This is a genomic window from Nostoc sp. 2RC, from assembly GCF_014222165.1.
Taxonomy (GTDB): domain Bacteria; phylum Cyanobacteriota; class Cyanobacteriia; order Cyanobacteriales; family Nostocaceae; genus Nostoc; species Nostoc linckia.
On record NZ_JACKZU010000021.1, the window covers coordinates 17185 to 40978 of the forward strand.

Sequence of the window (23794 nt, forward strand, 5' to 3'; positions counted from 1 at the left end):
ATTTTTGGGTTGGTAGACTACTAGAGGAGTATTGATTTTTTTCAAAAATCAAATAGGAGTCCCATAGTAGTTTTCATATACAATACTTGAGTTCAATGAAAGTATTTTATTATACATAATATTTATGTCTGGCAATATCATAGACTAAATTCATTAAATAATGTCATTTCCAAGTTTTTTAGAACTTGAATATTACCTCATTTAATCGCCGATAATTAAGTTACTAATCAATTTATGAAAAGTTTTCATTCTAATTAATAGCTCTTTTTATCTTTTTTTTATGTCTTGATTCACAAAAATAAAACAATAATACCCGTATTATTGTCCATTTTGCTTGTTTAATAACATCATTATTTTCTTTGTTTTCCCTTAAATTTATTTTAGAAAGATAAGTTGTTTTACTAGAACTTACCGAATTATTTCCATAAAACACAAGTAATCCAGCTTGAAAACATAGTCTAGGCTTTTAAATTGCATAATAAAAGTCAGCAATCAACCATTTAATCTGTTGTTTATTTGTTGAAATTTCCTATTGAGTCTGTTTTCAAGATGTAAAAGCATTTGGGATAGAAAATTAATTTTGCTTAATAATTTATGCTATTACAACAAGAATCATTGTCTTCTTATCAAGAAATTCTGCTGAAATTAGACTATCGTCAGAGATTAGAAAAAATAGCTCGCAAATACACCAGAGGAACAAGTTTATCTTGGGAAGATGCTTTACAAATTGCCCATTTAAAAGTTTTCCTGGCTTTTCAAGCGGGAAAGTTTCGCCAAGGGAATGTAAAAGAATTTTATTACTGGGCTATTGCTGTAGCTAGATGTGCAATTATTGATTCTGTTCGTAAAGAAAGTCTGCGGAAGTACCAGAGTTTAGATGATAACCTTCCAGGAACAGATATGTCTCTATTAGACACAATTCCTGATGAATTTAGCACATTGGATGCAATAGAGCGTGCAGATTTAATTGTGAAAGCTCTAGAGTCTATTGACAAACTTGATAAATGCTATCCACACCTAAATTATCTTAAATTATGGCAAGGAAAAGTTGATGGTAAAACACAAACTCAAATTGCTGCTGAATTAAAAATCAGTCAGGGTGAAGTTTCCAAGCGATGGCAAGAACTATTAAAGCAGATTGCAGAGTTATTAGGACTATTGGAAATTAAAAATATGAAGGATAAACTGCAAAAAAAATACCAACATCAAACATCACAACGTAGGTCAATACAGCAGTGGTAAGTTAATAAAATAGGGGCTGAATCAAAGTTATTTCTGTATCTAAATTTTCTCATTTGTTGATGTCTTAACCAACTAAGCTGTTGTTATAGATAAAAAATTTCAATCATTCATTAGATATGGATTGAATACTATCCTATGTTGATGTTTTGGTTGTCAATGAACGTTGATTCAAGAAAAAATTTATGCACGTAAATTTTGGAAAATTAATTTTTTTTAAAAAGCAAAAGTGTAATATCTTAACGCCAAAACCTGGAGAAATTTGGAAAGTTAATGGCTCAATAACAAGTCCTTTAAATTTCCTGAGTAGAGAGCAACAAAATTTGTACTCTTCTTTAGCACGCAATTTTTTAGCAGGTAATTCACCACCTCGCTATGTAATGATTGTTAAAGAACCTGAATTATCAGAAAATATAGCAGAGGAATGGTTGATTGTTTATGTGATGCTGCTATCAGTAGAAACAGATTTTGTGAGTAATATAGATTTGCTGATTCCTGCTAAAATATCAGGTTTAGATCGAGATTTACTAGCAGAGACTTGGCATATTATTCCTACACTGGCTTGTAATTTACTACAACCTGTTGGCAAACGACTTTCCCGTCAGATTTATGATTATTTGCTAACAGTCAGAGACTATCATAATGGGTTGGTTTCTCAACTACCAGCAATGAGAGAAATTCAACACTTAGGGTTGACAGATGATAACTCATACTCTGGAAACAAACAAAAAATTCAAAACTTTCATCAAGCAGAACAAGACTGGAGTGATGTATTAACAGTACCAGTGGCAGCTTACTATACTTACTTAAAAAGTATAAAATTTACGCAAGCAATTTTAAATGAAGCATTGCAATTAGAACAAGATTTGCAATCTGACAAAAATTTGAGATTTTACGGTTTTAATAAATAAGTTATTTTGGTTAAAGCGTTGACTGTTGACTGTTAACAATAGCAGCTTTAATTATTTCATTATTCAGTAATACCTAAAATCAATCTTCATGTGTAGCGATCGCTCCACTGAATTTTCTTTACATTTCTTAAAATATAGCCTCTAAAATTGCAAAAGCTAGTTTAAACTGCATCTGGTTTATAAGCTAGCATCCATAAGAATATGGCAGCTATTTTTGGGGGTAACAAGTGAGGAAAATTTGGCTATTGAATTTGACATTGGTCAGTTTGGGAATGGTGTTGTGGTTTAATATGCGTTCCTTACCGACATCAATACCTACTGTTGCAGTTTCACCACCAAAATCTATCCGCTATGAACAGCGCACTTTAGCCGAAAGCATAGCGAATGTTCTATTCGTTCCAGCTAACAGTCAATTTTTGGTAACTCCTGCACTATCAGACAAAGTAGGTACTGTAGAAGAGTTTGCCCAAAAGTATAAAGCGATCGCCATTTTTAATGCAGGCTTTTTCGATCCAGCCAACCAAAAAACTACATCCTATGTCATCATACAAGGAAAATTGGTAGCTGACCCCAAACAAAACCATCGCTTAGTAAATAATCCCAACTTAAAACCTTACTTAAGTAAAATTCTCAACCGCACAGAATTCCGTCGTTATCTATGCGGGGAAAATATCAAATATGATATTGCTTTGCACAATGAACCACCACCAGACGGTTGTAAGTTAATCGATGCTATAGGCGCTGGGCCGCAACTATTACCACAACTGACGTTAGTAGAAGAAGCTTTTGTAGATAAAGTTAATAAACGAGATGCACTTGGTAGCAACCAACTCAATGCTAGAACTGCTGTAGGAATTACCCGTGATGGAAGTGTTGTTTTAGTCATGGTTAGTCAAAAATCTTTAGGTGGGGCTAATTCGGGAATTTCGTTACCAGCGTTAGCAGATTTTATGAAAACCCTTGGTGTTGAGAAAGCGATGAATTTAGATGGTGGTAGTTCGTCTTCGCTTTATTACAAGGGTAAAACTTTTTACGGAAAAATTGATTTGCAGGGAAATTTCATCAAACGGCCTGTGAAATCAGTTTTAGTGGTTCAAGAAAAATAAACATAACTGGTGGTTTATCGTATTAGTTATGATGAGGGTTTTAAAGAACAAACCGCAAAGTACGCATTCGCGTAGCGTCTCGTCAGAGAAGTACGCAAAGAAAGAGGAAGAAGAAAATAAGTTAAAAAGTTAATTCACTGAGCAAAGTTAATACAATGAACCACTACTTAGAAATATTAGCAAATTGGTAAGTTGTATTTATGACTTGCTGTAATTTCTCACGTCAAGAAAGACAAACTCAGGTAAGACTAATTTTTAGGCAAGACGTTTTAGATTATACAAATTATAATGTAAGCATTCTCGTATTTTGTTGATGTATCCTTGAAGAAACATTAATACTCTATCTCTTTATGGGTAGAGTATTCACCAATTGTGGATTCTGACTCTTGTCTATTAGTCAGCGAGTAAAAGTTATATGAAATTAGTTAAAAAGTTTTTAGCGTTATTTTTTCTCGTATTTGGCATACCATTGTCTGCTGGGATGCTTTGGGAAATTATCAATCCTAAAACTACCCCTGAAGACAAAAAAGGTGCTGTAGCTGCTTTAGTTGTTTTCACAATTCCGTCAACAATGATAGGAAGTTGGTTGAGTTGGTCTGTAATTCAGGAGAGTAAAAAACAAAAAACTTTACTCTTGGAAGCAGAACAAAAGCATCTTCAATCGGTGTTTTTAGAATTAGTTGAGAGTAATTCTGGAACGATTACAGTATTGCAAATGGCGAAAAATGCTGATATATCAACCCAAAAAGCTAAAGAATATTTAGATGAGAAAGCCAAGGAACTAAATGCTTCTTTTGAAGTAGGTGAAAGTGGAAATATTTTGTATCGGTTTTCATAAAAATTTAGAATTGTCTATTCATCAGGGTTGATACCAATTCATTCAAATCTTGATATAAATGCAACAAGTTGTAAGGGGGTGCTGCTAAAGCGATCGCCTGCTTCATTGACTGTTGACGGTTAACTGTCAACAGTCAACAGTCAACATCAAAAGACATACAAATTAAATGCGTGACAACTTATATCTTTTCATACTTAGGGAAGAGGTAATCTTCACTAAGTTTATTGTCATTATGGCAATAGGGTAGTGTACAAAAGCCTTTTGTAGCAGTATGGAATAGTTATATGGATACCTACATCAAAAAAACCACTTTTAACACATTTGTCTTTGAGATGACTGATGAAGATTGGTTTAACTTAGGAAAATCTGATGCTTGGGCTGGGCGGTTTAAAATGTCACCAGAACAAGATTCTCAAGCAGCGAGTATGTATGATTTAGGTTATAGCGAAGGTAAAAATCAACGTCCACCAATTCAAACAATAAAGCAGGAGTCAGGAGTCAGGAGTCAGGAGTCAGAATTCAGAATTCACAATACTTGAATCAGAAATCGCTAAAATCAAATATTTAAATCGCGTAAAGCTAGACGAATTTGTTCTATACGTCTGCGATTAACGCCGAGATCTGATTCTCCAACGCGAGAAGCCGATCGCACATGAATCACTGGTTCATCCACAGGAAAATAAAACTCTACATCATCGATAAATTGAAAAATGCGGCTTTTGGAGAGAGCATGGATGTAATTATCTGTTTGTTCGATAACCTGTGTGCGGGGAACAACGGTGAGGACTTTGAGTAAGGTTTCTTTTGCTACTTCGCGGTTTGTGTGGTAGGCGATCGCATTAATGGCGTGTTTGTCATCTGCGTTTTGACTGACAACACAGTTGTTGGAAGCAGGACAAGCACTCAGATGACCGTTATTAAGTCCTAAGCTAGAAGCAGCCCAGGTAGCGCCAGGAAGCATTAAAGTTAGGAGTATTGTGAGAGTGAGACTCCATAAGAGTCTTTTGGCATAGCCGAGGGTGGCGATCGCTGTTAGCAGGGGAGACATGATAAATTTACTCCTGTTGGTTTGACTCAATTATTTTCGGTCATTTTGGCGCAGTTGTGGGAGTTAATGCTTATACGATGAAAACTGTAATACCATTACACAAAATATTTGTTATACAAATAGACCATTTTGTAGAGACGCGATTCATCGCGTCTTCACCCCAGAATGTGTTGCAATCACTAATTGAATTGGTATTAGATAGTCAAATCAGAGAATTTGCGATTTCTTGAAGTCTCTTAGACAACTTCTCTCTTTTGTAAGAAAGCTTAAAATGATTGATTGCATTCAAAAACGGTTGCTTAACATGATTAACGTAAGCTGACATAACATCAGTTACTTGATGAGTTTTATATCCTAATAAATAATCAATCACTTCACTATCCTCTACGCCGCACAAGTTGTGCATTAATTGGTTACGCAGGTCATCTTCTGTATTTCTATTCGGGTCACAATACCAAAGTAATAACGGCCACTTGACAAAAGTCTTATCTATATTGTTTAACCAAGCAATTAGAGCAAAATTTTTGTTGGTCAATTTAAAATCTTTATCTATATTATATTTATTGACTGGGAATTTTAATTTTTGTAAAATGTCAGTTTTGAAATTAATGCTTTGATTGTTAACAGATTGATGTAAAAATAAACCTGAAGGAGTCCATGCTATCAAATCAGAGGCTTTTTGAGAGCTATTATTTATAATCACAGTTTCATTAATCAATGCTACTTGTGATAAGATAGCTGCCTTTAAAAAAGTTTCTTGAGCCGCCGCTAGTAGACTGATACCTTGGAGATAATTTTTTTGATTAAAGAAAAAGCCTATGAGGTCAATAGCGTCAACAATTCGTTGAGTAGCTTCGGAAATAGTCAAATCTTCAATGCTATTTGTTCGGGGATTATATAGATTGAAGAAATCAACAATACTTTTTAATTCAATAATAGCATTTTTATCTATTCCCTTGATATTTTCTAATATTTTGAGTGCAGATCCAGGAAAGCCACTTATAATTAACTGCTGTGCTTTTTGAATTTGCATCCCCCGCCAATAATTAGAACTTGGAATAGCTTCAGATTTTGATGCCTGCTGATAATTTTCATCAAAATATTCATTACTAACTAAAAAATTAACATTTTTGAATTTGCCTAAACTAACAAATTGCACCGCAGAAGATATGGCTGGTGTTCCAGCTTGATGGCTAACATAAACTGTTTTTAATGGATTATAGTCTAACTGGCGGAATTCTTTTTCTACCAAAGAAAGGGTTTCATTCCAATTATCTATACCTTTCTTATCTGGGTTTGTTGGTTTTATATCTAAAAATTCTAGTTGGCAGTTAAATTTCTCTTGAAATTTCTCTTTAAAATACCATTGTAATAGAGGTTTAAGTGTACAAGTGTCTTGCCAGTAAGGACATTTTTCGTTAATAATTTGACCTTCTTCAAAAATTTTGCTCTGGTCTGTTACCAAAATTATAATTTTTTCTAAATTGATCTTTTCCCTTAGTAAATATTCACAATAAGTATCAAGCAATGGAAACTTTAAATCTCGTTCGTAATAATCAGGCTGGTTTTCATATACTAAACCTAAAACTCTAGCAGGTATAGTATAACCAGCACTTTTATCTTTGGGGTTTAGTGGGAGAGGTAAAGCAAATTCGTCACATTTCAAATCATATCTGACTTCACCATACAAACTTCCCCAATTTTGCTCACGTTTGAGGATGACATCACTATTACCTGTTGTTAAAATCCAAATACTCATAATTTATTCTCCCCAAAGTTTTGTAAAACCACTACTATGTAAAAAATTTAAAAATTCCTGTGTTACTTCATCTTTTTTGTCAGGGAAAATTGTCAATAACTCTACATATTCTCGACCTTTACGCTTGATTTCTCCTTCTTTATTTCTGATATAGTGCGGGTACATACGATGCCAAATTCTACCGATTTGGCTCATTCTACCTGTGATACTTGAACCTTTAATTGATTTGCTTCCTTGGTAATTGGCGTGAAACCATCTCACGGCTAAACTGTCATCTTCATCTTGGGCAATGCGTCCCCAGATTTGGACTTTTTGCGGATGGAATGATTCGCGCCAAGAACTTAATTTATTAGTTGGGGTTTTCCCTTTTAATTTCAGCCAGTTGTTTACAGTTTTTTGAATATCATTCAAGATATTTGTGATATGGCTGAGGCTATTTACTGGGAAGTAATATTGATTTGATTGTGGGGTAAATTGCCAATGACAACCTATCATTGGTTTACCATTTAAATACTCTGGAAAAAAGAGACGGTGGTCAATGCGTCGCCAGGATTTTCCAAAGCCACCAAGCAACATTGCAAATCTTAAAATTTGTGTTGCTAATGTCTTCAATTCTTTTTTATATTCTTTGGAGAATGAACCCATGCAAAGAATATTCAAAGTTCCTACATTTAAGTCATAGGTAGGCATGATATTCCTACCATATTTATATTCATCCATTTCTAAATCAACGGCATTAAAAGAAATTCCTAACTCTCCCACAACTGCGCCATTTCTCCCGGCGAAACCTCCCCAAAGTTGTCTGGTTAATTCTTCGGCTGTGTTTTCATCGGTAACGCTGCTAAATAATCGCAGAGTGTGACCGCGTAAGGCGGCTTTAAAAGTATTTGGTCGAAATTCTCCGGTTTTATCGATTAATTGTGAGGCTAATCCTTGTCCGCGTAGGTTAACAGTTATTAATTTGGTTTCTGGGTGGTTTATCGGTTGACCGTAACCTGCACTAACTCTAGAACCTATACCTTTTTCTATGGCTTTATCCCAAATACTCCAGATGATTTCCCATTCACTGGTGTCTAGTTTTTCGGTGCTGGAAATGCCAAATACTAAGGTGGGTTTATAAAGGGATATCTGAATAAAGGCTGAGTGACTACCGTTATTTTTCACTTGCCAATCTTGTTGAGGGTGAACTACATCAATTAATGGTTCTTCAACCCATGTTGCATCTTTGGGATAACCACCATGAAAGCGTAAAATTCCTGGTTGGGTATCTTTATTAGTTATTTTTCCACCACAGTATTTTTTAGCTTGTTCTGGGGTACAGGCGCGTAAAAATGCGCCTTTCATACTTGCGCCTGGGTAAAAAGGAAATCCTTTAGCAGCGATGACTGGCCGAATGATATCTTCATCTTGTCCGCTATTGGAAACGAAACGCCAAGTTATTTGATATTCTTTTGTTTTAACGTTGCTGCTAAATTTAGGTGGTTCGGTTGCAGCAGCTTCTAACCATTCATCAACCCATCTTTCTGATTGTTCGGGGTTTCTAATATATTGTATTTGTCCGCGTCCGGAAATTTGGGCTTGAAACATTAACGGGACTTCATTACTATTCGTCATCGCCAACTCCTGATTTTTTATAGCGCTGAGTCCACCAAACTAAGCTGTCACAAAATTGAGTGAGGACGGCTAAACAAATTCTTTGGTCTTCAATGGGAAGTTTCCACAATTCGGCTGCGACTTCTTGAATTTTTGCGGTGTTATTATTGCTAACATCTTCTTGGGGTAGTTTAATGCCGGCCTGTTGCATGATTTTGGTAAAGCTTTTCCAGGTATCGCGCCAATATTGACCTTTTGGTGGTTCTTTTTCTAAGAGTCTTAGTTGTTCTCCCCAAAATCTTTCTAAGCCGAATGCTACGGTGATTCGCATTTTGTGAGATTGACCGATGACTCCTTTTTGGTCGCGGTGTTTGAGGACTAGGCGTTGTGCTTCTTGGTCTAAGTCGTAGGATTTCCAGGTCATAAGTGATAGTAATTCGTAATTAAAGATTTGTAGGGTGTGTTATGCCGTAGGCTAACGCACCTTGAATTTCTGATGGTGCGAAACGATACATCTTTTGCTAATTTGGTATGATGATGAGTCAGTTTTTTTATTTCACGCAGAGGCGCAGAGGCGCAGAGAAGAGTTTGAGGGTTTAGACTCCGTTTAAGGTTAAGGTACAGTGACCGAAGCCGATGGATTCTAAGCCACCAAGGTAAATGTCTGTGGTTTGGGTGTCGTTGAAGGGTTGCCATTTTTTTCCTGATTTATCGTCTCTGATGGCGATGGGAAATACTAAGATGGTTCCTTCGGGTAAGGCTTCGGTGTTGAAGAAGCCGCCGCCTTCAACTACTTTTTGATCGGGTTTTAAACGGACGCGACTTTGACGATATAATGCCATGTCGTGAATCATGGATATGTCGCTGTCCTCTACAATTACTGATGGTTTTTCTTTGCCGGATGGGAACCAAGGGGATAAGTCTAATGGATCTTTTTTAATGCTTAAAAAACCTAAGTTGAAAAATAAAGTTTTTTGACTTCCCGAACCTCGCGCTTTTAAGTTTTTGGAACCTGTGTAAGGGTCTGGTATTTCTATTTCTTTGAGAGATTTACCGTTTATTTTGACGGTATCGCCAGCTATTCTTTGGTAGCGTTGGAGTAGACGCGGACTTGTTACCCACACTATTGGTTGACCTGGACAAAAGACTGGTAACCAGAGAATAGAAGCGTATTCAAATTTGATAATTGATTCGTTATTAATTTCTGATTGTTCGGAACCTGCTGCATCACCATACCAATAATTTGCAGCTTGTTCTCCATCTATCAGGCGCATTTCGGAACGCAGGCGGCCGCGAATTGAACTACCTGGAAGTATTCCTGTTTGAGTAAATTGGTCGCGGAATATTAAGTTTAAATTTCCGCTTTCTTCTCCGGCGGTTGCACCTACGTGTAAAGGTGCTAAGGTTTCTATAATTCCATAAGCTTTTTTGTACATCTTAGGCGACTCCTTTAATTTCTATTGGTAAACATAAACCGCATCCTACACGTTTTAGGCTGTAACCTTCTTCGGGGAACCATGCTTCGTCCCATTGATACCAAGGTTTGTTTAAAGGTTCGGCTAAAACATAAACACTACCAGCAGGAACGGCGTAACGTCCTCTTCCTAAGTTACCTTTGGCGCGGTAACGGTAGGGTACTGGTTTATCTGTTAGCATTTCTATGGTTTGAGGAAAGGTTTTATGTTGAGGATGGCGGTGAGAGAAGCGGTTTGAACCCCATGTAGCTGGTGCAATTAAGGCAAAGGTGCGTTGAATTGGCTGATTTAATAGGGTTAAGAATTTTTTATTTTTAAGTTCTTCGCACTCGATTTCGACTATGTGATTTTCTCCGCCGAAGCGATACCAGCCGTTTTCTAGAGGATAGGTTGAGAGATAAACTAAACAACTATCGTCTGACATTTGGACGGAGTTTTCTAGAAAGAGTCCGTCTGATTTTTCTACACAACGTTCAGATGTTTTGATTTTGGGATGGAGAAAGGAAACGTATTCCCAAGGATTTTTAGCTACAGACTCATTAGACTTCAGGGTTTTTGGTGCTATTCCCCAGGAATTTATGGTTTGCCAACGATAATCAGGTTCTAGTTTCTCACTTTTATTTTCTAATTGCCATTGACCATTTTTTAATTCCCACTCATCTACTGCTTTTTTGGCGATGATTTTATTCCAAGGGATGGGTATATAAAAATTTTGCTTGTCTTTGAGTTTCGCCCAAAAAGGGCCAGCTACAAATAGGTTCTCACGCAATTCTTTTTGAGGATATTTTGAGGTAATTTTGTTGACGCTAAACATTAATCCTGAAAGTGTGGCGGCTTCTGGGGGAAATTTTGCACCGGAACGACCGACTAAGTTTTCTGGGGAAAGAAATGCACCTGCACTTCCATACATTAATCCCAATGGATTGATTGTAATTATGTATTTGAACATAGGTACAGTGGCGTTAAGATTTAAGGTTTGTAGTGAGGGCTTTAGCCCTAGTTTGAGGGCTGAAGCCCTCACTACGAACTAAATTTATTTTTGGATTAGTTAACATGTTTGGTTTTATTGTCACTTAATTACATAAATGCCAGCCTACTTGAATTAAGTTACTTATCCACTCAATTGTGGCTTTGTTTCTTTCATAAGCATCATCTTCGTCACTAAAACCGACGAGATGTTTGGCACGTTCAGGATTGAGCAATTCTTTACCTTCGCCTGGGAAATAAATATCGAAGAATTCAATGGGGAATTTTTCGACAAATGTTTTTTTATCAATATTAAATGCACGTCGTGATTCTAGTTGTGCTAAATCTTGATATACATGACTCCAGTTTGATTTTTTCTCTCTGTCTTGGTATTTGGTTAATATGTCTAAATAATCCCAGGGACAAGTCCACTGCACGTATTGACCGCTGTTAAAGACTATGCGAATAGTAACTCTATCTCTTCCTAAAGATTTAGCTAGTTTTTCGGCTTCTCGACAATGTTGTAGGACATCTCGTTGGGGGACGCTACCTGCAACCCAAACAAAACCAACACTGATATTAATCGGCTGTTTATGTTCTTTCCATTTATTGTTTAATGTCATCAACCATTCAAATGCTTTGAATGGGGGAATAGGTTCGGCAGGATTTTTACTGTAAATTATGCCTAGAAAGTCGTCTCCACCTGCATAAACTACTCTACCTAATTTTTCGTGCAAATTGAATTTCTCGCCAAATTCTTTGCCCCAATCACGGATTGCATGAGTAAAATTTTTCAGTTCTTCATCACCATTATTTTTAGCAGCTAATTCTTTTAAATAATCGCCAACTTTATCGCCATCTCCCATAAACCAACCCGTCCATTGTCCAGGGATATTTTTAGTTGGTTGGGGTTTGCGTTGAATTTCTCTAAAACCTTTATCTAATGGTTCTATTTTGAGGTTGTCTCGAATTTCAGGCCAGGTAACTAAACGTTTTACTAATTCGGGAATACTCAGTTTTTCTTTGGGTGCAATAAATTTACCTTCTGGGGTTTCTTCTTCTGGTTCTTCGGTGATTGCTGCTAATGCTTGATAAAATTTCTTAATTTCTTCGTCTTCTAAAGAATAGGTGATAAATTTAGGATCTCTGGCTTTTCCACCCAATCCAGGAAATGCGATTCCATCTGTTCCTGTTAAACTAGAACTCTCTCCTATCCAGTTAAGCGCTGTCCATCCACGGGAAAGTTTGCGGGTTTCTAAGTCGTCCATCGCTAGTGGAATGCTGTCGCCTTCTCCCCAAAAGATTTCCCAGGCGTGGTTTCCCCAGTTTGTCCACTCTCTTTCCCAGTGGTATTTATCTGAGACTTTATCTTCTATCCATGTGCGACATTCGTACAATATTCCTTTCCATGCTGATAAGAGAGTTTTTTCTGCTTGTGATTTGGAAAATTGTCCTTTTATTAGGATGCGATTTGGCATTCCTTTTTGAAGTTTGGGAAGTCCTGGGGATATGACTGTTGTGGTTTTTTGGGCTTCTTTTACTAGCTGCTGGCTGAGGTATGAGAGAATCAATGATGCACCGTACAAGTCTCGGAGTTTACGGGATTTCTCAATAAATCCTTGGACGGGAGCAAAGGTTATGGCTGTATATTTGGTCACGTTTGCTTTTGTCACTGGTTGCAGTCTTGTTTAAATTACTGTAGAATTTTGAGTTTTTATTCAGTGGTTATACTTTGTAATAATTCTCGATTTGGGTAATTAGGAGTTATGTAAGGCTGGGTGAGTTATTGTGACTTTTATATCTTGGCGGAAATTTTGAGGATGTAAAGACCTTTTCATGCGAATGACGAAATTTTTTTTTACAGATGATTTATTTCACGCAGAGGCGCAGAGGCGCAAAGAGGATGAGGAGTTTGAGATGTTCATCGACGCATCTCCCCAAATCGCTGAAACCCTATATTTTTCGTTGAGATGCGTCGATGCTTTACAGGGCAAGGGTTTGAGGTATGTGTTTTACTTAATTCCGCACAAGATGTACAATCTTTTTCAGAGATGCGTCGATTTGGCGGCTGGAAGCCTTACGGGGCAAAGGCTCCTGAACGAACTCTTTACCGATTGCTCTAAATCGGAATTAATGGAAACACAGGGGAATACAGAATATCTGTATAAATCTTTAACCTTTACCGATTGCTCTAAATCGGAATTAATGGAAACTCAAAATAAAGTCCCCTGTTTCTGCTTCCAGAAAATACTTTACCGATTGCTCTAAATCGGAATTAATGGAAACATTTCCCATGCCATTATCCACGGTGCTAAGTTGCCCGTGACTTTACCGATTGCTCTAAATCGGAATTAATGGAAACAAAAAATACCTCTAGATTTTAGCTCTAGAGGTATTTCTTTACCGATTGCTCTAAATCGGAATTAATGGAAACGCAATAATGGTTACCCGCACAAGTGCATAACCAAGAAACCTTTACCGATTGCTCTAAATCGGAATTAATGGAAACACTGTAGACATGACTGTTACCTCGTTTAGGTCAATACACTTTACCGATTGCTCTAAATCGGAATTAATGGAAACTGCACAGTCCGCTCTTGCGTATTGATGATCAACACCCCTTTACCGATTGCTCTAAATCGGAATTAATGGAAACATTAGAATAGGATTTTAGACAAGTTGCTACTTTACCGATTGCTCTAAATCGGAATTAATGGAAACTCCACCATATAGCTGATCATCTCCGATGCCGCCTGCCTTTACCGATTGCTCTAAATCGGAATTAATGGAAACCTTTTTTATCAGATGGGCACTCGGGTGCCTCATCGTTTGCTTTACCGATTGCTCTAAATCGGAATTAATGGAAACTTTCTTTAGGTAGTTTTTCCTTCCCCACCCCACACTTCTTTACCGATTGCTCTAAATCGGAATTAATGGAAACTATATTGTAATTAGCGGCATTGCCTCCTGACGTGAAACTTTACCGATTGCTCTAAATCGGAATTAATGGAAACCGCCAACTATAATCCTAACACCCCAACCCCAAGCAGAAGACTTTACCGATTGCTCTAAATCGGAATTAATGGAAACTTTGTGGGCAATTTTAAGCGCTATATCTCCCCAAACTTTACCGATTGCTCTAAATCGGAATTAATGGAAACCAAAAGGATGATACGCGCTAACATGGCCATTAACGGAAACTTTACCGATCGCCCTAAATCGGAATCAATGGAAACTTGCTGCCCTATTTCGTTAGCCTGGAATCTGTTCCCACTTTACCGATCGCCCTAAATCGGAATCAATGGAAACATTAGAGATAAAACAACCTGAGTATCAAATTTTTTGACTTTACCGATCGCCCTAAATCGGAATCAATGGAAACATTTGAGCCGCCCAACTAGATTTCCACTCTTGGTTTACTTTACCGATTGCTCTAAATCGGAATTAATGGAAACCACGGATGAGCAGACTTGCAAAATATCGACGCGAAACTTTACCGATTGCTCTAAATCGGAATTAATGGAAACACTTACACCGAAGCCAATCTGTGAAAGAGGGACATGTCTTTACCGATCGCCCTAAATCGGAATCAATGGAAACTCGTATACGTTCTAGAACAGAGTTGTCATTTCCGTAAGCCTTTACCGATCGCTCTAAATCGGAATTAATGGAAACACAACAGCAATAATTCCTGTAAAACTTACCAATCCTTTACCGATCGCTCTAAATCGGAACTAAGGATTACCAAAAATATCCAATCTTGTGGGGTGGGCGTCTCGCCCGCCCAGTCCATAGGGCGGACAAGATGTCCACCCCACAAGAAAAAACCCCCGACTTTTTAGAAAAGGCGGGGATTTTATTTTTTTCAACTGCTTATTGCATTAAAATCTGACGGATTAAAATACTCATCACTTCGTCAGCATTGCCAGTTCGTACTAATGGACTCCAGTCGCCGACGCTAGCGTAGCCAATGATTTGCAGATGGTGAATTGTGCCGATAACTGCTTTTGAAGAACCCATTAATAAATGTTTAACCGGTTCTCTTTTGGGTAATGGATTTTGAGCCGGTTGATTTAAGACTGGTATATTTAAGTTCTCGCTATCCAAGTATTGTTGCAGTTCTGATGGATTTTCTACAAACTCTTCTTCTTGTGCCATGATGATAATTAACTCTCAGAATGGGGGTTTAGGGAAAGGCGATCGCAAGCTCTTGCCGGAGGGCGATCGCCTTTCTTATTTGCATATTAAAGTATAATTTTATACTTGTAAAGTACCTTTATGAAAATAATAAGCATTTATTGGTAATTTTTTCAAAAATTTTATCGAAACTTCATGTTTTGGTAAAATTCAATAAGTAAAAGCAGCAATTACTTTCTCAAAAGCAGCTTTTACTTTCTCAAAACAAGCTTTTGCTTTCTCATTTTGGTGTTTTCCGCAAGCAAAAGCAGCTTTTACTTTCTCAAAACAAGCTTTTGCTTTCTCATTTTGGTGTTTTCCGCAAGTCAAATAAGCTTTTGCTTTCTCAAAAGCAGCTTTTACTTTCTCAAAACAAGCTTTTGCTTTCTCATTTGGATGTTTTCTACAAGTCAAATCAGCTTTGATTTTCTCCAAACAAGCTTTTGTTTTCTGATTTTGGTATTTTCTACAAGTCAAATCAGCTTTTACAGCAAATTGCAACTTTGTGAGGTATAGGTAATTGTAAGTGAGATAATAATTTGATTCAAATCACAACATAATTTTCACCCAGTTTCTAGTCCTTTGGTATACTTTTAATGTGATGGAATTAAAAAGGCGATCGTTGGGTTTATGAGTTAATAAGTTCAGATAAGCTGATTTTTTCTTGTCCCTATTCTCTGTTACCTTACTCCACAAATAAACTTTTTTAACTCTAAGCGTATTGGTTTATCAATATTTAGAATGAAGAAGAATCTAGGAATTATTGTATTTTTATTATTAATTTTATATGTTAGCTATTTAATCAAGGCTAATAGCAAAATCAATATTGATATTTTTCCTGGGCATACTCCTAAAAATTTAGAGAAAATATCTAGAGGAATAATCAAGTGTAAGTGGTTTCCCAATCCACATCATTGTGAGTAATGTATTGAGTTATTTTTACAACAATTTTCAGTCAAATAACCCACACTGTAGGGGCTAACGGTTGTTAGCCCCCAATGGTTGTTAGCTCCTACCAGGAATTGTGGTTCAAATAGATCAGGACTTACGCAAGTGTCACAAAAAATCAATTTTTTTTGCTTGTAGTAAGGACTTCAGTCCTTATTAGAGGACTAAAGTCCTTACTACGAACTTAAAATACAGCGTTTTTTAGGTAAATGAAATACATCGATAGGGGCGCAAGGTTATACTAAATCCTTGTTAACTACCCTCTTTTTGAAAAAAGCAGGGGAAGCAGCCGGAGAACAAAGAGGGGTTATAAAAACGGATTTGATATTAAAGGGAAAAGGGAAAATACCAAACCTTTCCCCCTTTCCCCTGCCCCTTTTCCCGACTTCTGCAAGAGGTCTTATACACCAGGAAACAAGCTTTAAAATTGATGATATCTTGTAAAAGATACTTGAGATTAACGGTTAACAGAACTCATGTCTGGGTAGCGATCGCCTGCTGCGACATTTTTGGGTGCAACTGCTTCAATGCGATTCAATTCTTCTTGTGTCAAAGTAATTTCAGTGGCTGCAATATTCTCCTCTAAGTAAGTCCGGCGTTTTGTACCAGGAATTGGCACAATATCGTCTCCTTGAGCCAAAAGCCACGCTAATGCAAGCTGACTTGCGGTTACTCCTTTTTCGCTGGCTATTTCTTTCACTTGCTCCACTAATTGCAGGTTTTTATAAAAATTTTCCCCTTGAAAGCGGGGAGAATTTCTGCGATAGTCATCAGCAGGAAGATCCTCAGGACTTGTAATTGCACCTGATAAAAATCCTCTGCCTAATGGACTATAGGGAACAAACCCAATTCCTAATTCCCGCACTGTAGGTAAAATTTCGTCCTCCGGTTCTCGACTCCAAAGAGAGTATTCTGTTTGCAGTGCGCTAATGGGGTGAACTGCTTGCGCTCGTCGAATCGTAGCCGGAGCAGCTTCGGAAAGTCCTAAATAACGTACTTTTCCTTGTTTAACTAATTCTGCCATTGCCCCCACAGTATCTTCAATGGGTACAGTTGGATCTACGCGATGTTGATAATAAAGGTCAATAACTTCAACTCCCAGGCGTTTGAGGGAAGCATCGCAAGCTTGACGGACGTATTCTGGTTTACCACTAATGCCTTGCCAACCACCATCCTCAGTGCGGACGTTGCCAAATTTAGTTGCTAAAACTACTTTATCGCGACGGTCTTTAATTGCTCTACCTACTAATTGTTCGTTAGTAAAAGGCCCGTACATATCAGCAGTATCAAGAAAATTAACTCCAAGTTCTAATGCTCGATGAATTGTAGCAATGGCTTCAACTTCATCACGACCGCTATAAAACTCAGACATTCCCATGCAACCAAGTCCAATAGTTGAAACTTCTAAACCTTGTTTGCCTAGCTTTCTAATTTTCATCAACTAATCTCCTAAGTAATTGGGAAGACAAATTACACCCTTGTGTATTATCTCTTTCTCAATTATGAAGTCATCTATTATGAGAAATATTCCTTGGGTAATTCCAAAATCGGTTAAAGTGTTGACTGTTGATTGTTGACGGTTGACAGTTCACAGTTCACAATCAACGGTCAACAATAGTAATTGTAAGGGCGAACGGCCGTACCCTACAGTAAAGCAAAGCCTACGCCCCTACATATATACTTGATTTACCTAAACAACGCTGTATATTCTGACTCCTTACTCCTGAATTCTGACTCCTGAATTCTGACTCCTTACTTCAACTGCACTATAGATAAAACTTGATAACCTTCACCTTGGGGCATACATTGTCCATTAAACTCAATAGGACAAGCACTTTCGTTAGGTGCAGGACGAGTACCTGCAACATGCACGGCTGTGATTTCCACTTGTTGATTATTAAATGATTGCAATTGAGAATGAGAAACTCGAATAGATGGACGCAACACTAACCGATTTTGTTTGGGTGAGTTAGTAATCAGAAAAAATTCGTTGCCTTCATAAGCTCTTGTTGACATCACAGGAGGAATTTCTTCATAAATTAATTTTCCCCGCCAAGTAGATGTTTTTGATTCGTTCATACTTTTCTTTGATTGTTGCCACAATCCTAATCCTTTGTTTTTAGCGTTAGCTTCGCCAATCAAATATTGAATTTGGTTTTCATAGCAATTAGATAAAGATGGTTTGTCAACTACAGCGTTACCTTCCTGTACCAAAAGTAGATTAACTGAGCGATTATCCAAAAATACTTCGCCAAGGGTGCGACCATTGTTGACTGGTTCTATATTTTTAATAACTATAGAACTTTGAGGCGGTAGTAGTTGTTTTAATCTTTGTGTTGTTACTAGGTTTACTTGGCGATTAGTTGTTTTTGATGGATTAATACACGCCAATTTTACTGTAATTGGTTGTCCGGTGTTATCCTTAACCAAAATTGTATTTCCATCTACAACGCCAACTACTGTAGCTAGCACCAACATTAATTCTAGTAAATCCATCATTTTATCTCTGGTAATTGATAATTTACAGGTGATTTATAATTTCACATTAATTTAACTACTTGATGAAAACTTTGTAGTCTTCAATTTTGCTAGCCAAGCGCGATGCTAGGAATGGACTTGCATCTTTCAAGGTTTCATAAATTTCAATTCCTTGTTCTCGATAGCGAATAATTTTCTCTTGATTCCAATAATGTGGCGGCGCTTGTAGGTTGCTAATTCTATCGGCTAGCTTTACCATCCATATTTCTGGCGGTTGCTTTTTAATTCTCCGCAAACTATCTGTCATTTGCAAATCTTTAGCAATGGAATTATCTTTAGTGAGTGCAAGTACGCCATTAGCGATCGCTTCTCCAAATTCAGTTTTTATTTCTTCAAAAGTTGTCACTGTGTCTTCAATGATGTCATGCAAAATTGCACATTGAATTGCTAAGTTGCCGTCACGTTTATTTTCGACATATAAAGCAGCAATTACTTCCATACTCACAAAATTCAAGTGCATAATATAAGGTATTTCTGAACCTGGAATTTTCTGCCCTTGATGTGCCTGCGCTGCTTTATTGAAGGCTTTGATATAACTTTCCTGCGACCAATTTTGTTGCATATTTAATTAACACTCTAATTTAATCATCTGGAAATTGCCAAGATGAAATACTTTCTACATCTTTGCTACCGCATTCAACGCAAGTAACATCAAATGTGGAATCTATCCATTCATAACCGCAACTACGACAGTGACAAAAAATATTATTGCGGTTCGCTTGTTTTATACCCTCGTGCCATTTCTGTAGTTTATCAGCAGAAAAAAACGAAAATTTATCAGACACAATTGCAATCAATCCTTTGTATAAACGATGATTTATGGCATTTTTGCCATGTTATAATTCCAGAATGAAACTATCTCGCAAATGAAAATCAGCCTCTGCACCCCGATGAGTTAATCCCCAGTAACTAAAGCCACCATCTTTGTATTGAATAACAGTGGTAATGGCAACTTCAATTATTTTTTCTGGAGAGATAAGTTTATCCAAATCAATGTTTAATGTAAGTACTAATTTATTCGGTTGATTTGTAACATTAAATGCAAGTGTTGTCAAGGCTGCTTCTTCCCTCATTCCTTGACGATAGCCATCAAAACGATATACATTCCAGTGTCCGGCGGGGGAGAGATTGAATTCCCAATATTGTTGAGAATTTTTAATGCTCAGGAAAAACTCAAAACAAGTATTTTCCCACAGTTGATGCTGGCGCGATGGCGTGTTTGATGGTGGAGCAATGGCAATTTGATTTAAATCTCCTATCAGGTTATAACTGATGCTAAATTGATTAATATTTCGGCTGATATCACCTGTAATTTCCAAATTAGCTAGAGATTCGCTAGAAGGAAATGGTTGCAAAGAAAATATCTGGTTATTCATTTGTTTATGGTTGATGGTTGACGGTTACGAGGATGTTTTAAAAGTCTTTTTGTTGGTTAAAAAACGTTTTATATCCCCCTAATACCAATTCACGCATTATGTGGATTAGACACTAAAACCCTTGATTTATCGTTGTAGAGACGTTGCAATGCAACGTCTCTACAGGGCGCACAATCCCTGATATTTCGTTGATTTGGATAATTCACATCATGTCCGCATAATTAGTTATGATTCCCACAGTTATTGCACCCCACCCCTTAATCCCCTCCCCGCAGGCGGGGAGGGGAGACAAAGCGTAGCTTTGGCTCTTTGGGGTTTTTCGGGTTTAATAAGTAATCAAGCGGATACAATATCACATCAGACGTAATTCAAAATCTAAAATTCAAAAAGTGAAATATAGCAACTCAACAGTCAACAATCAACAGTCAACAGTCAACCCTAAAATAATTTTTTTTTGTCCTTCTTGAATATCTTCGATAATTTTACGAATCTGCATTTCTTGGGATTCGATACTCTCAGTGAGTTTAAACTGCACCATCGCCCTTGCTAAATTATGTTCTGGATACTTAACTTTGAAATAGACATTTCCTGCTAAATAATCGGTAAAAAATCTTAATCCTAATTCAAAGGTAATCAAACGAATTGCATCGTAGATATAAGCATAGTCATTTGCGGTGAGAAAAGCCTTAGCCACACTCAGATAACCTGCTAAAATTCTTTGACATAAGTCGGTGTCGAAATAAACGCTTTGGAAATTCTGGGTTTCTTCTCCAACGGGATTGCAACCGGAACGCAAACAATCGCCGATATCGTAATGTACTAAACCGGGTTTTACGGTGTCTAGGTCGATGACGCTGACGGCTTGCTGGGTAGCAGTGTCGAACATGACATTATTGATTTTTGGATCGCCGTGCATCAAACGCAGTGGGAGAATTCCTTGTGTTTTGGCATTTTCTAGGATGTGTGCAAAGGTTTGGCGATCGCTAACAAATTCCAAGCAATAATTAACTTCAGGAGTTTTCGGCACTTTGGTTGTGGCTAAAGCTTGATTGTATTGCTGGAGGTAAAGGGGTGTAATATGAAATCCTTGCAGAGTATCGGCGAGTTTTTCTGGTGGTAAATCGCTAATCAGATTGTGGAACATACCCAAGGCATAACCGATTTCTTGTGCATGTGAGCGATCGTGCATGGTATCAAAGGATTGTGAATCTTCAATAAAGCTAATGGCCCGCCAAAAGGAACCGTCAGCATCTCGCCAGTGGTCTTCTTCGTTTTTAGTTAGTAGTACTTGCGGTACTTCCCAGCGACGATTCAAAGGAGTAGATTGTAACTTTTGGCGAACATGTTCAGTAAAGATACACATGTTCTGCATAATTAGTTTTGGCTGGCGAAATACTTGTGTATTGATGCGTTGTAAAACAAAATGCTGTTGTTCTGAAGAATCTAAAGTTACCAAAAACGTGTCATTTATATTACCACTACCGAAGGCTTTTGTAGCTGTAACCTTTCCCAGTCTGGCGAATTGATTAGCGATCGCAACTAGATTTTCTGTACCTTGTTTATTAAGTTCTTCGATCATATTCGTGTTTATCCTGACTCCTCCTCACCTACATTGCACAAAGGCAATAGGGGATATCGTAGCGCAAGTATCAAAAGAATTTGTAATTCGTAATTCCTAATTCGTAATTTTTAATTTTTCTCAGTCACAGTGATGTGGGGAATTATTTATCAATGATGAATTGGCAAAAATGCTGTCTGGGAATACGGGGTACTCACGCCCCGTATTCATTATACTTGTTGCATAAGTCGGGAAAAGGGTAAGGGGAAAGGTTTTGTGTTTTCCCTTTCCCCTTTTTCCATCTCTTGCAAACAGCACTTTTGCAAGAGGTCTATTCACTAGTTAGCGAATTTCGTCGCTATCAACCCACTCATCATAAGATGAGTCATAACCGATGTAGCGAAGATAGTATTGGTGACCTTGGACTTGTTGAATGGTGGCAGAATACCAAGCTTCTTGGTCATCATCCCAACATTTTACTTTTTGACCAACAGCATATCCATTGTCATCAGCAGAGCGAAGATCGCGAGTACGAATGTCATCTTCACCTACCCATTCATCATAAGATGAACCATAACCAAGGTAATGAATATAGAATTGGTCATTTTGAACTTTTTCAATTGTTCCTTGATACCAATCTTCGTCATCGTTATCCCAAACTTCCACTGTGCTGCTGAGTGCATACTGATTGTTATTTGAGGATTTCGCAGCAGATGAAACATCTTGAATAGGCTTTTGAGGTTGTTGCTTAATTTCCTCTTTCACTAAAGTATGTGCTTGCAAAATCACACTGCGAGCAACAGTTTGAATACCTGTATGTTCGTAGTAATTTGTAGTTTGGTCTAAAAATGCTGCTACAAAATCTAAATTATCATCAGCAATTTGAATAAAATTACCCAAATGACTAGAAATTGATTGCGGTGTGATGCCTGTTTTAGCTACTAAGCCATTCATCCACCCTTGCACAGAGTTGAAACTTTGATTAATAAAACCAAGTTTATCAGAGGGGGTATTGCCTGGTAGAGAGTTATTGACAGCTAAGAAAACAGGATTTTGAGCGACTACGCCAGTATCAACGCCACTAATAACTGAGTGAATTTTCCCTAAGAAATCTGGCCCTAAAGGTAAAATTCCATCAATACAAACTAAAGCAACCATCCGCATCAAAGATGCATTTTGATAGTTGTTAGCCAGAGAATTGGCAAATTGTTGCGGGTTTGGTTGAGGAATACCATTTAGTTTGCAAAAAGCGATGATTTCCACAGCAATTTTAAGTGCTAAATCAATCGATTGAGTGACATCGGCTTTGGGAGTAACGTTACTTAAAAAAGAAAGAAAACCAATTTTCTCACCAACTTTATTAGCTAAAGCCGCCGTGGCCATAGCTGTATCTGCTTTATCAATTATTTGATAAACTTTGATTGCAGCTTGATAGCCCTTTTGAGGATCGTGATATAAGGAAACAGAGCGATCGCGAATTTTTTGGATTATTTGAGGATCTGTTTCTCCAGTGATGGTACGGATGTTATTGTCAAACCCCACCAAATTGTTCCATTCACCTGGTGCTACGTAATCAAGAGCTTTTAAAACTTTAACAGTGATATTGTCAGCTGGTAATTCATCAACCAACTGAATAATGGATTTATCCATCAGCCGCTCCTCAAAACTCTAAATGATTTTTACAATTCGGTTCGTAATTCCATAGGTTAAAAGTATAAAAAGCTACTATAAAATAAGCTATTATAATCAACACTGCGTGAATTACTGAACCGTATTAATAGAGTTCCCAGAATCGGCGAAAAAATAACTATTCTCAAATATTCTGCTGATTCCTCAGCTATTCTGACTCCTGAGTTCTTAGATTCAATCTTCGCTCCAATCTTCACGACCCAAGAGGTCTATAATTTTATCTCGGAGTAAAAATTCATTTTTTTCTAGCTCAAGTTCCACACAAACCCAATCACGACCAGGAATATATCTACACAAAGCGTAAATTGGCTCGTTACGACGAATTACTCCTTTTTTAACCAATTCCCGCGCTTCATCTTTGATAACTTCAATATCATATTTAACAAGAGTATCCATAACAAAACCCCCGGATGTTTACGACGCAGGTTGAGCCTAAGTATTGACACTTGGACTCTAACTTCAATTTATCGAAAGTATTTGAGGATTTTGTGAAGATGTGAACTCAACAGTACTTACACAGCGAGATTAATGGTTATTGGGCATTGGGCATGGGGTAAGCGGGGGGTGTGGGAGG

General features: G+C 37.4%; 23 protein-coding genes and 1 CRISPR repeat array. Of the genes, 5 read left to right on the forward strand and 18 right to left on the reverse strand.

Annotation, left to right across the window (positions count from 1 at the left end; genetic code table 11):
- The first annotated feature begins 594 nt into the window (after window positions 1-594).
- The 4 genes from GNE10_RS04360 (at window position 595) to GNE10_RS04375 (ending at window position 4094) form a co-directional block, all read left to right on the forward strand.
- The gene (locus GNE10_RS04360; RefSeq protein WP_185563819.1) at window positions 595-1242 is read left to right on the forward strand and encodes a sigma-70 family RNA polymerase sigma factor; all 648 of its coding nucleotides are present in this window, start codon (window positions 595-597) and stop codon (window positions 1240-1242) included.
- Between the two features lie 182 nt (window positions 1243-1424).
- A complete protein-coding gene (locus GNE10_RS04365) occupies window positions 1425-2150 on the forward strand; it encodes a hypothetical protein (RefSeq protein ID WP_185563820.1) in 726 nt (241 codons plus the stop codon).
- A 227-nt stretch (window positions 2151-2377) separates the two neighbouring features.
- Window positions 2378-3256 carry a phosphodiester glycosidase family protein gene (locus GNE10_RS04370; RefSeq protein ID WP_311774785.1) on the forward strand — a complete coding sequence of 293 codons (879 nt, stop codon included), beginning with the start codon at window positions 2378-2380 and terminating at the stop codon, window positions 3254-3256.
- 415 nt (window positions 3257-3671) lie between these two features.
- Entirely contained in the window at window positions 3672-4094 is a 423-nt protein-coding gene (locus tag GNE10_RS04375; RefSeq protein WP_099067959.1) for a hypothetical protein, read from the forward strand.
- 4 nt (window positions 4095-4098) lie between these two features.
- Here the strand turns inward: GNE10_RS04375 and GNE10_RS35760 are convergent, their stop codons facing one another.
- Window positions 4099-4224 (reverse strand): hypothetical protein, encoded by a 126-nt coding sequence (locus tag GNE10_RS35760; protein WP_260446799.1) that lies wholly within the window; start codon window positions 4222-4224, stop codon window positions 4099-4101.
- 154 nt (window positions 4225-4378) lie between these two features.
- On the opposite strand from GNE10_RS35760, the gene GNE10_RS04380 reads away from it, so the two are divergent.
- Window positions 4379-4633, forward strand: a complete 255-nt coding sequence (locus GNE10_RS04380) for a hypothetical protein (RefSeq protein WP_185563821.1) — start codon at window positions 4379-4381, stop codon at window positions 4631-4633.
- A gap of 17 nt (window positions 4634-4650) precedes the next feature.
- Here the strand turns inward: GNE10_RS04380 and GNE10_RS04385 are convergent, their stop codons facing one another.
- The 17 genes from GNE10_RS04385 to GNE10_RS04465 form a co-directional block, all read right to left on the reverse strand.
- Window positions 4651-5142: a DUF1499 domain-containing protein gene (locus GNE10_RS04385; RefSeq protein ID WP_185563822.1), complete on the reverse strand. Its 492-nt coding sequence runs from the start codon at window positions 5140-5142 to the stop codon at window positions 4651-4653.
- Between the two features lie 202 nt (window positions 5143-5344).
- Entirely contained in the window at window positions 5345-6901 is a 1557-nt protein-coding gene (locus GNE10_RS04390; protein WP_185563823.1) for a hypothetical protein, read from the reverse strand.
- Window positions 6902-6904: 3 nt separating this feature from the next.
- Window positions 6905-8515 (reverse strand): hypothetical protein, encoded by a 1611-nt coding sequence (locus tag GNE10_RS04395; protein WP_185563824.1) that lies wholly within the window; start codon window positions 8513-8515, stop codon window positions 6905-6907.
- A complete protein-coding gene (locus GNE10_RS04400; RefSeq protein WP_185563825.1) occupies window positions 8505-8918 on the reverse strand; it encodes a hypothetical protein in 414 nt (137 codons plus the stop codon). Before GNE10_RS04400 ends, GNE10_RS04395 begins: the two co-directional genes overlap by 11 nt.
- 172 nt (window positions 8919-9090) lie before the next feature.
- Entirely contained in the window at window positions 9091-9930 is an 840-nt protein-coding gene (cmr4, locus tag GNE10_RS04405) for a type III-B CRISPR module RAMP protein Cmr4 (RefSeq protein ID WP_185563826.1), read from the reverse strand.
- 1 nt (window position 9931) lies between these two features.
- Complete coding sequence (locus GNE10_RS04410) at window positions 9932-10918, reverse strand: CRISPR-associated protein (protein WP_185563827.1); 987 nt, start codon at window positions 10916-10918, stop codon at window positions 9932-9934.
- 124 nt (window positions 10919-11042) lie between these two features.
- Complete coding sequence (locus tag GNE10_RS04415; RefSeq protein WP_185563838.1) at window positions 11043-12593, reverse strand: Cas10/Cmr2 second palm domain-containing protein; 1551 nt, start codon at window positions 12591-12593, stop codon at window positions 11043-11045.
- A 447-nt stretch (window positions 12594-13040) separates the two neighbouring features.
- A CRISPR array of direct repeats spans window positions 13041-14680; the repeat unit is 36 nt; unit sequence CTTTACCGATTGCTCTAAATCGGAATTAATGGAAAC.
- Between the two features lie 128 nt (window positions 14681-14808).
- Complete coding sequence (locus GNE10_RS04420) at window positions 14809-15093, reverse strand: hypothetical protein (RefSeq protein ID WP_185563828.1); 285 nt, start codon at window positions 15091-15093, stop codon at window positions 14809-14811.
- Between the two features lie 189 nt (window positions 15094-15282).
- Window positions 15283-15612, reverse strand: a complete 330-nt coding sequence (locus GNE10_RS04425) for a hypothetical protein (RefSeq protein ID WP_185563829.1) — start codon at window positions 15610-15612, stop codon at window positions 15283-15285.
- Window positions 15613-16516: 904 nt separating this feature from the next.
- On the reverse strand, window positions 16517-17497 hold the full coding sequence (locus tag GNE10_RS04430) for an aldo/keto reductase (protein WP_185563830.1): 981 nt from the start codon (window positions 17495-17497) through the stop codon (window positions 16517-16519).
- Window positions 17498-17811: 314 nt separating this feature from the next.
- Entirely contained in the window at window positions 17812-18558 is a 747-nt protein-coding gene (locus GNE10_RS04435; RefSeq protein ID WP_260446800.1) for a thermonuclease family protein, read from the reverse strand.
- Window positions 18559-18613: 55 nt separating this feature from the next.
- Window positions 18614-19159 (reverse strand): HD domain-containing protein, encoded by a 546-nt coding sequence (locus tag GNE10_RS04440; RefSeq protein ID WP_185563831.1) that lies wholly within the window; start codon window positions 19157-19159, stop codon window positions 18614-18616.
- A gap of 19 nt (window positions 19160-19178) precedes the next feature.
- Window positions 19179-19382: a hypothetical protein gene (locus tag GNE10_RS04445; protein WP_185563832.1), complete on the reverse strand. Its 204-nt coding sequence runs from the start codon at window positions 19380-19382 to the stop codon at window positions 19179-19181.
- Window positions 19383-19433: 51 nt separating this feature from the next.
- Window positions 19434-19973 (reverse strand): DOMON-like domain-containing protein, encoded by a 540-nt coding sequence (locus GNE10_RS04450; RefSeq protein ID WP_185563833.1) that lies wholly within the window; start codon window positions 19971-19973, stop codon window positions 19434-19436.
- A 418-nt stretch (window positions 19974-20391) separates the two neighbouring features.
- Window positions 20392-21552: a phosphotransferase enzyme family protein gene (locus tag GNE10_RS04455; RefSeq protein WP_185563834.1), complete on the reverse strand. Its 1161-nt coding sequence runs from the start codon at window positions 21550-21552 to the stop codon at window positions 20392-20394.
- Window positions 21553-21873: 321 nt separating this feature from the next.
- Window positions 21874-23181, reverse strand: coding sequence for an agenet domain-containing protein (locus GNE10_RS04460; protein ID WP_185563835.1), 1308 nt, complete (start codon window positions 23179-23181; stop codon window positions 21874-21876).
- Window positions 23182-23394: 213 nt separating this feature from the next.
- On the reverse strand, window positions 23395-23616 hold the full coding sequence (locus GNE10_RS04465) for a DUF4327 family protein (protein WP_185563836.1): 222 nt from the start codon (window positions 23614-23616) through the stop codon (window positions 23395-23397).
- Window positions 23617-23794: the final 178 nt, after the last annotated feature.

Coding starts and splice junctions, on each gene's coding strand:
- GNE10_RS04400 (WP_185563825.1), bottom strand. CDS start 8,918: ATGACCTGGAAATCCTACGACTTAGACCAAGAAGCACAACGCCTAGTC.
- GNE10_RS04450 (WP_185563833.1), bottom strand. CDS start 19,973: ATGAATAACCAGATATTTTCTTTGCAACCATTTCCTTCTAGCGAATCT.
- GNE10_RS04380 (WP_185563821.1), top strand. CDS start 4,379: ATGGATACCTACATCAAAAAAACCACTTTTAACACATTTGTCTTTGAG.
- GNE10_RS04390 (WP_185563823.1), bottom strand. CDS start 6,901: ATGAGTATTTGGATTTTAACAACAGGTAATAGTGATGTCATCCTCAAA.
- GNE10_RS04365 (WP_185563820.1), top strand. CDS start 1,425: ATGCACGTAAATTTTGGAAAATTAATTTTTTTTAAAAAGCAAAAGTGT.
- GNE10_RS04375 (WP_099067959.1), top strand. CDS start 3,672: ATGAAATTAGTTAAAAAGTTTTTAGCGTTATTTTTTCTCGTATTTGGC.
- GNE10_RS04385 (WP_185563822.1), bottom strand. CDS start 5,142: ATGTCTCCCCTGCTAACAGCGATCGCCACCCTCGGCTATGCCAAAAGA.
- GNE10_RS04435 (WP_260446800.1), bottom strand. CDS start 18,558: ATGATGGATTTACTAGAATTAATGTTGGTGCTAGCTACAGTAGTTGGC.
- GNE10_RS04465 (WP_185563836.1), bottom strand. CDS start 23,616: ATGGATACTCTTGTTAAATATGATATTGAAGTTATCAAAGATGAAGCG.
- GNE10_RS04455 (WP_185563834.1), bottom strand. CDS start 21,552: ATGATCGAAGAACTTAATAAACAAGGTACAGAAAATCTAGTTGCGATC.
- GNE10_RS04430 (WP_185563830.1), bottom strand. CDS start 17,497: ATGAAAATTAGAAAGCTAGGCAAACAAGGTTTAGAAGTTTCAACTATT.
- GNE10_RS04420 (WP_185563828.1), bottom strand. CDS start 15,093: ATGGCACAAGAAGAAGAGTTTGTAGAAAATCCATCAGAACTGCAACAA.
- GNE10_RS04410 (WP_185563827.1), bottom strand. CDS start 10,918: ATGTTCAAATACATAATTACAATCAATCCATTGGGATTAATGTATGGA.
- GNE10_RS04440 (WP_185563831.1), bottom strand. CDS start 19,159: ATGCAACAAAATTGGTCGCAGGAAAGTTATATCAAAGCCTTCAATAAA.
- GNE10_RS04395 (WP_185563824.1), bottom strand. CDS start 8,515: ATGACGAATAGTAATGAAGTCCCGTTAATGTTTCAAGCCCAAATTTCC.
- GNE10_RS04460 (WP_185563835.1), bottom strand. CDS start 23,181: ATGGATAAATCCATTATTCAGTTGGTTGATGAATTACCAGCTGACAAT.
- GNE10_RS04360 (WP_185563819.1), top strand. CDS start 595: ATGCTATTACAACAAGAATCATTGTCTTCTTATCAAGAAATTCTGCTG.
- cmr4 (WP_185563826.1), bottom strand. CDS start 9,930: ATGTACAAAAAAGCTTATGGAATTATAGAAACCTTAGCACCTTTACAC.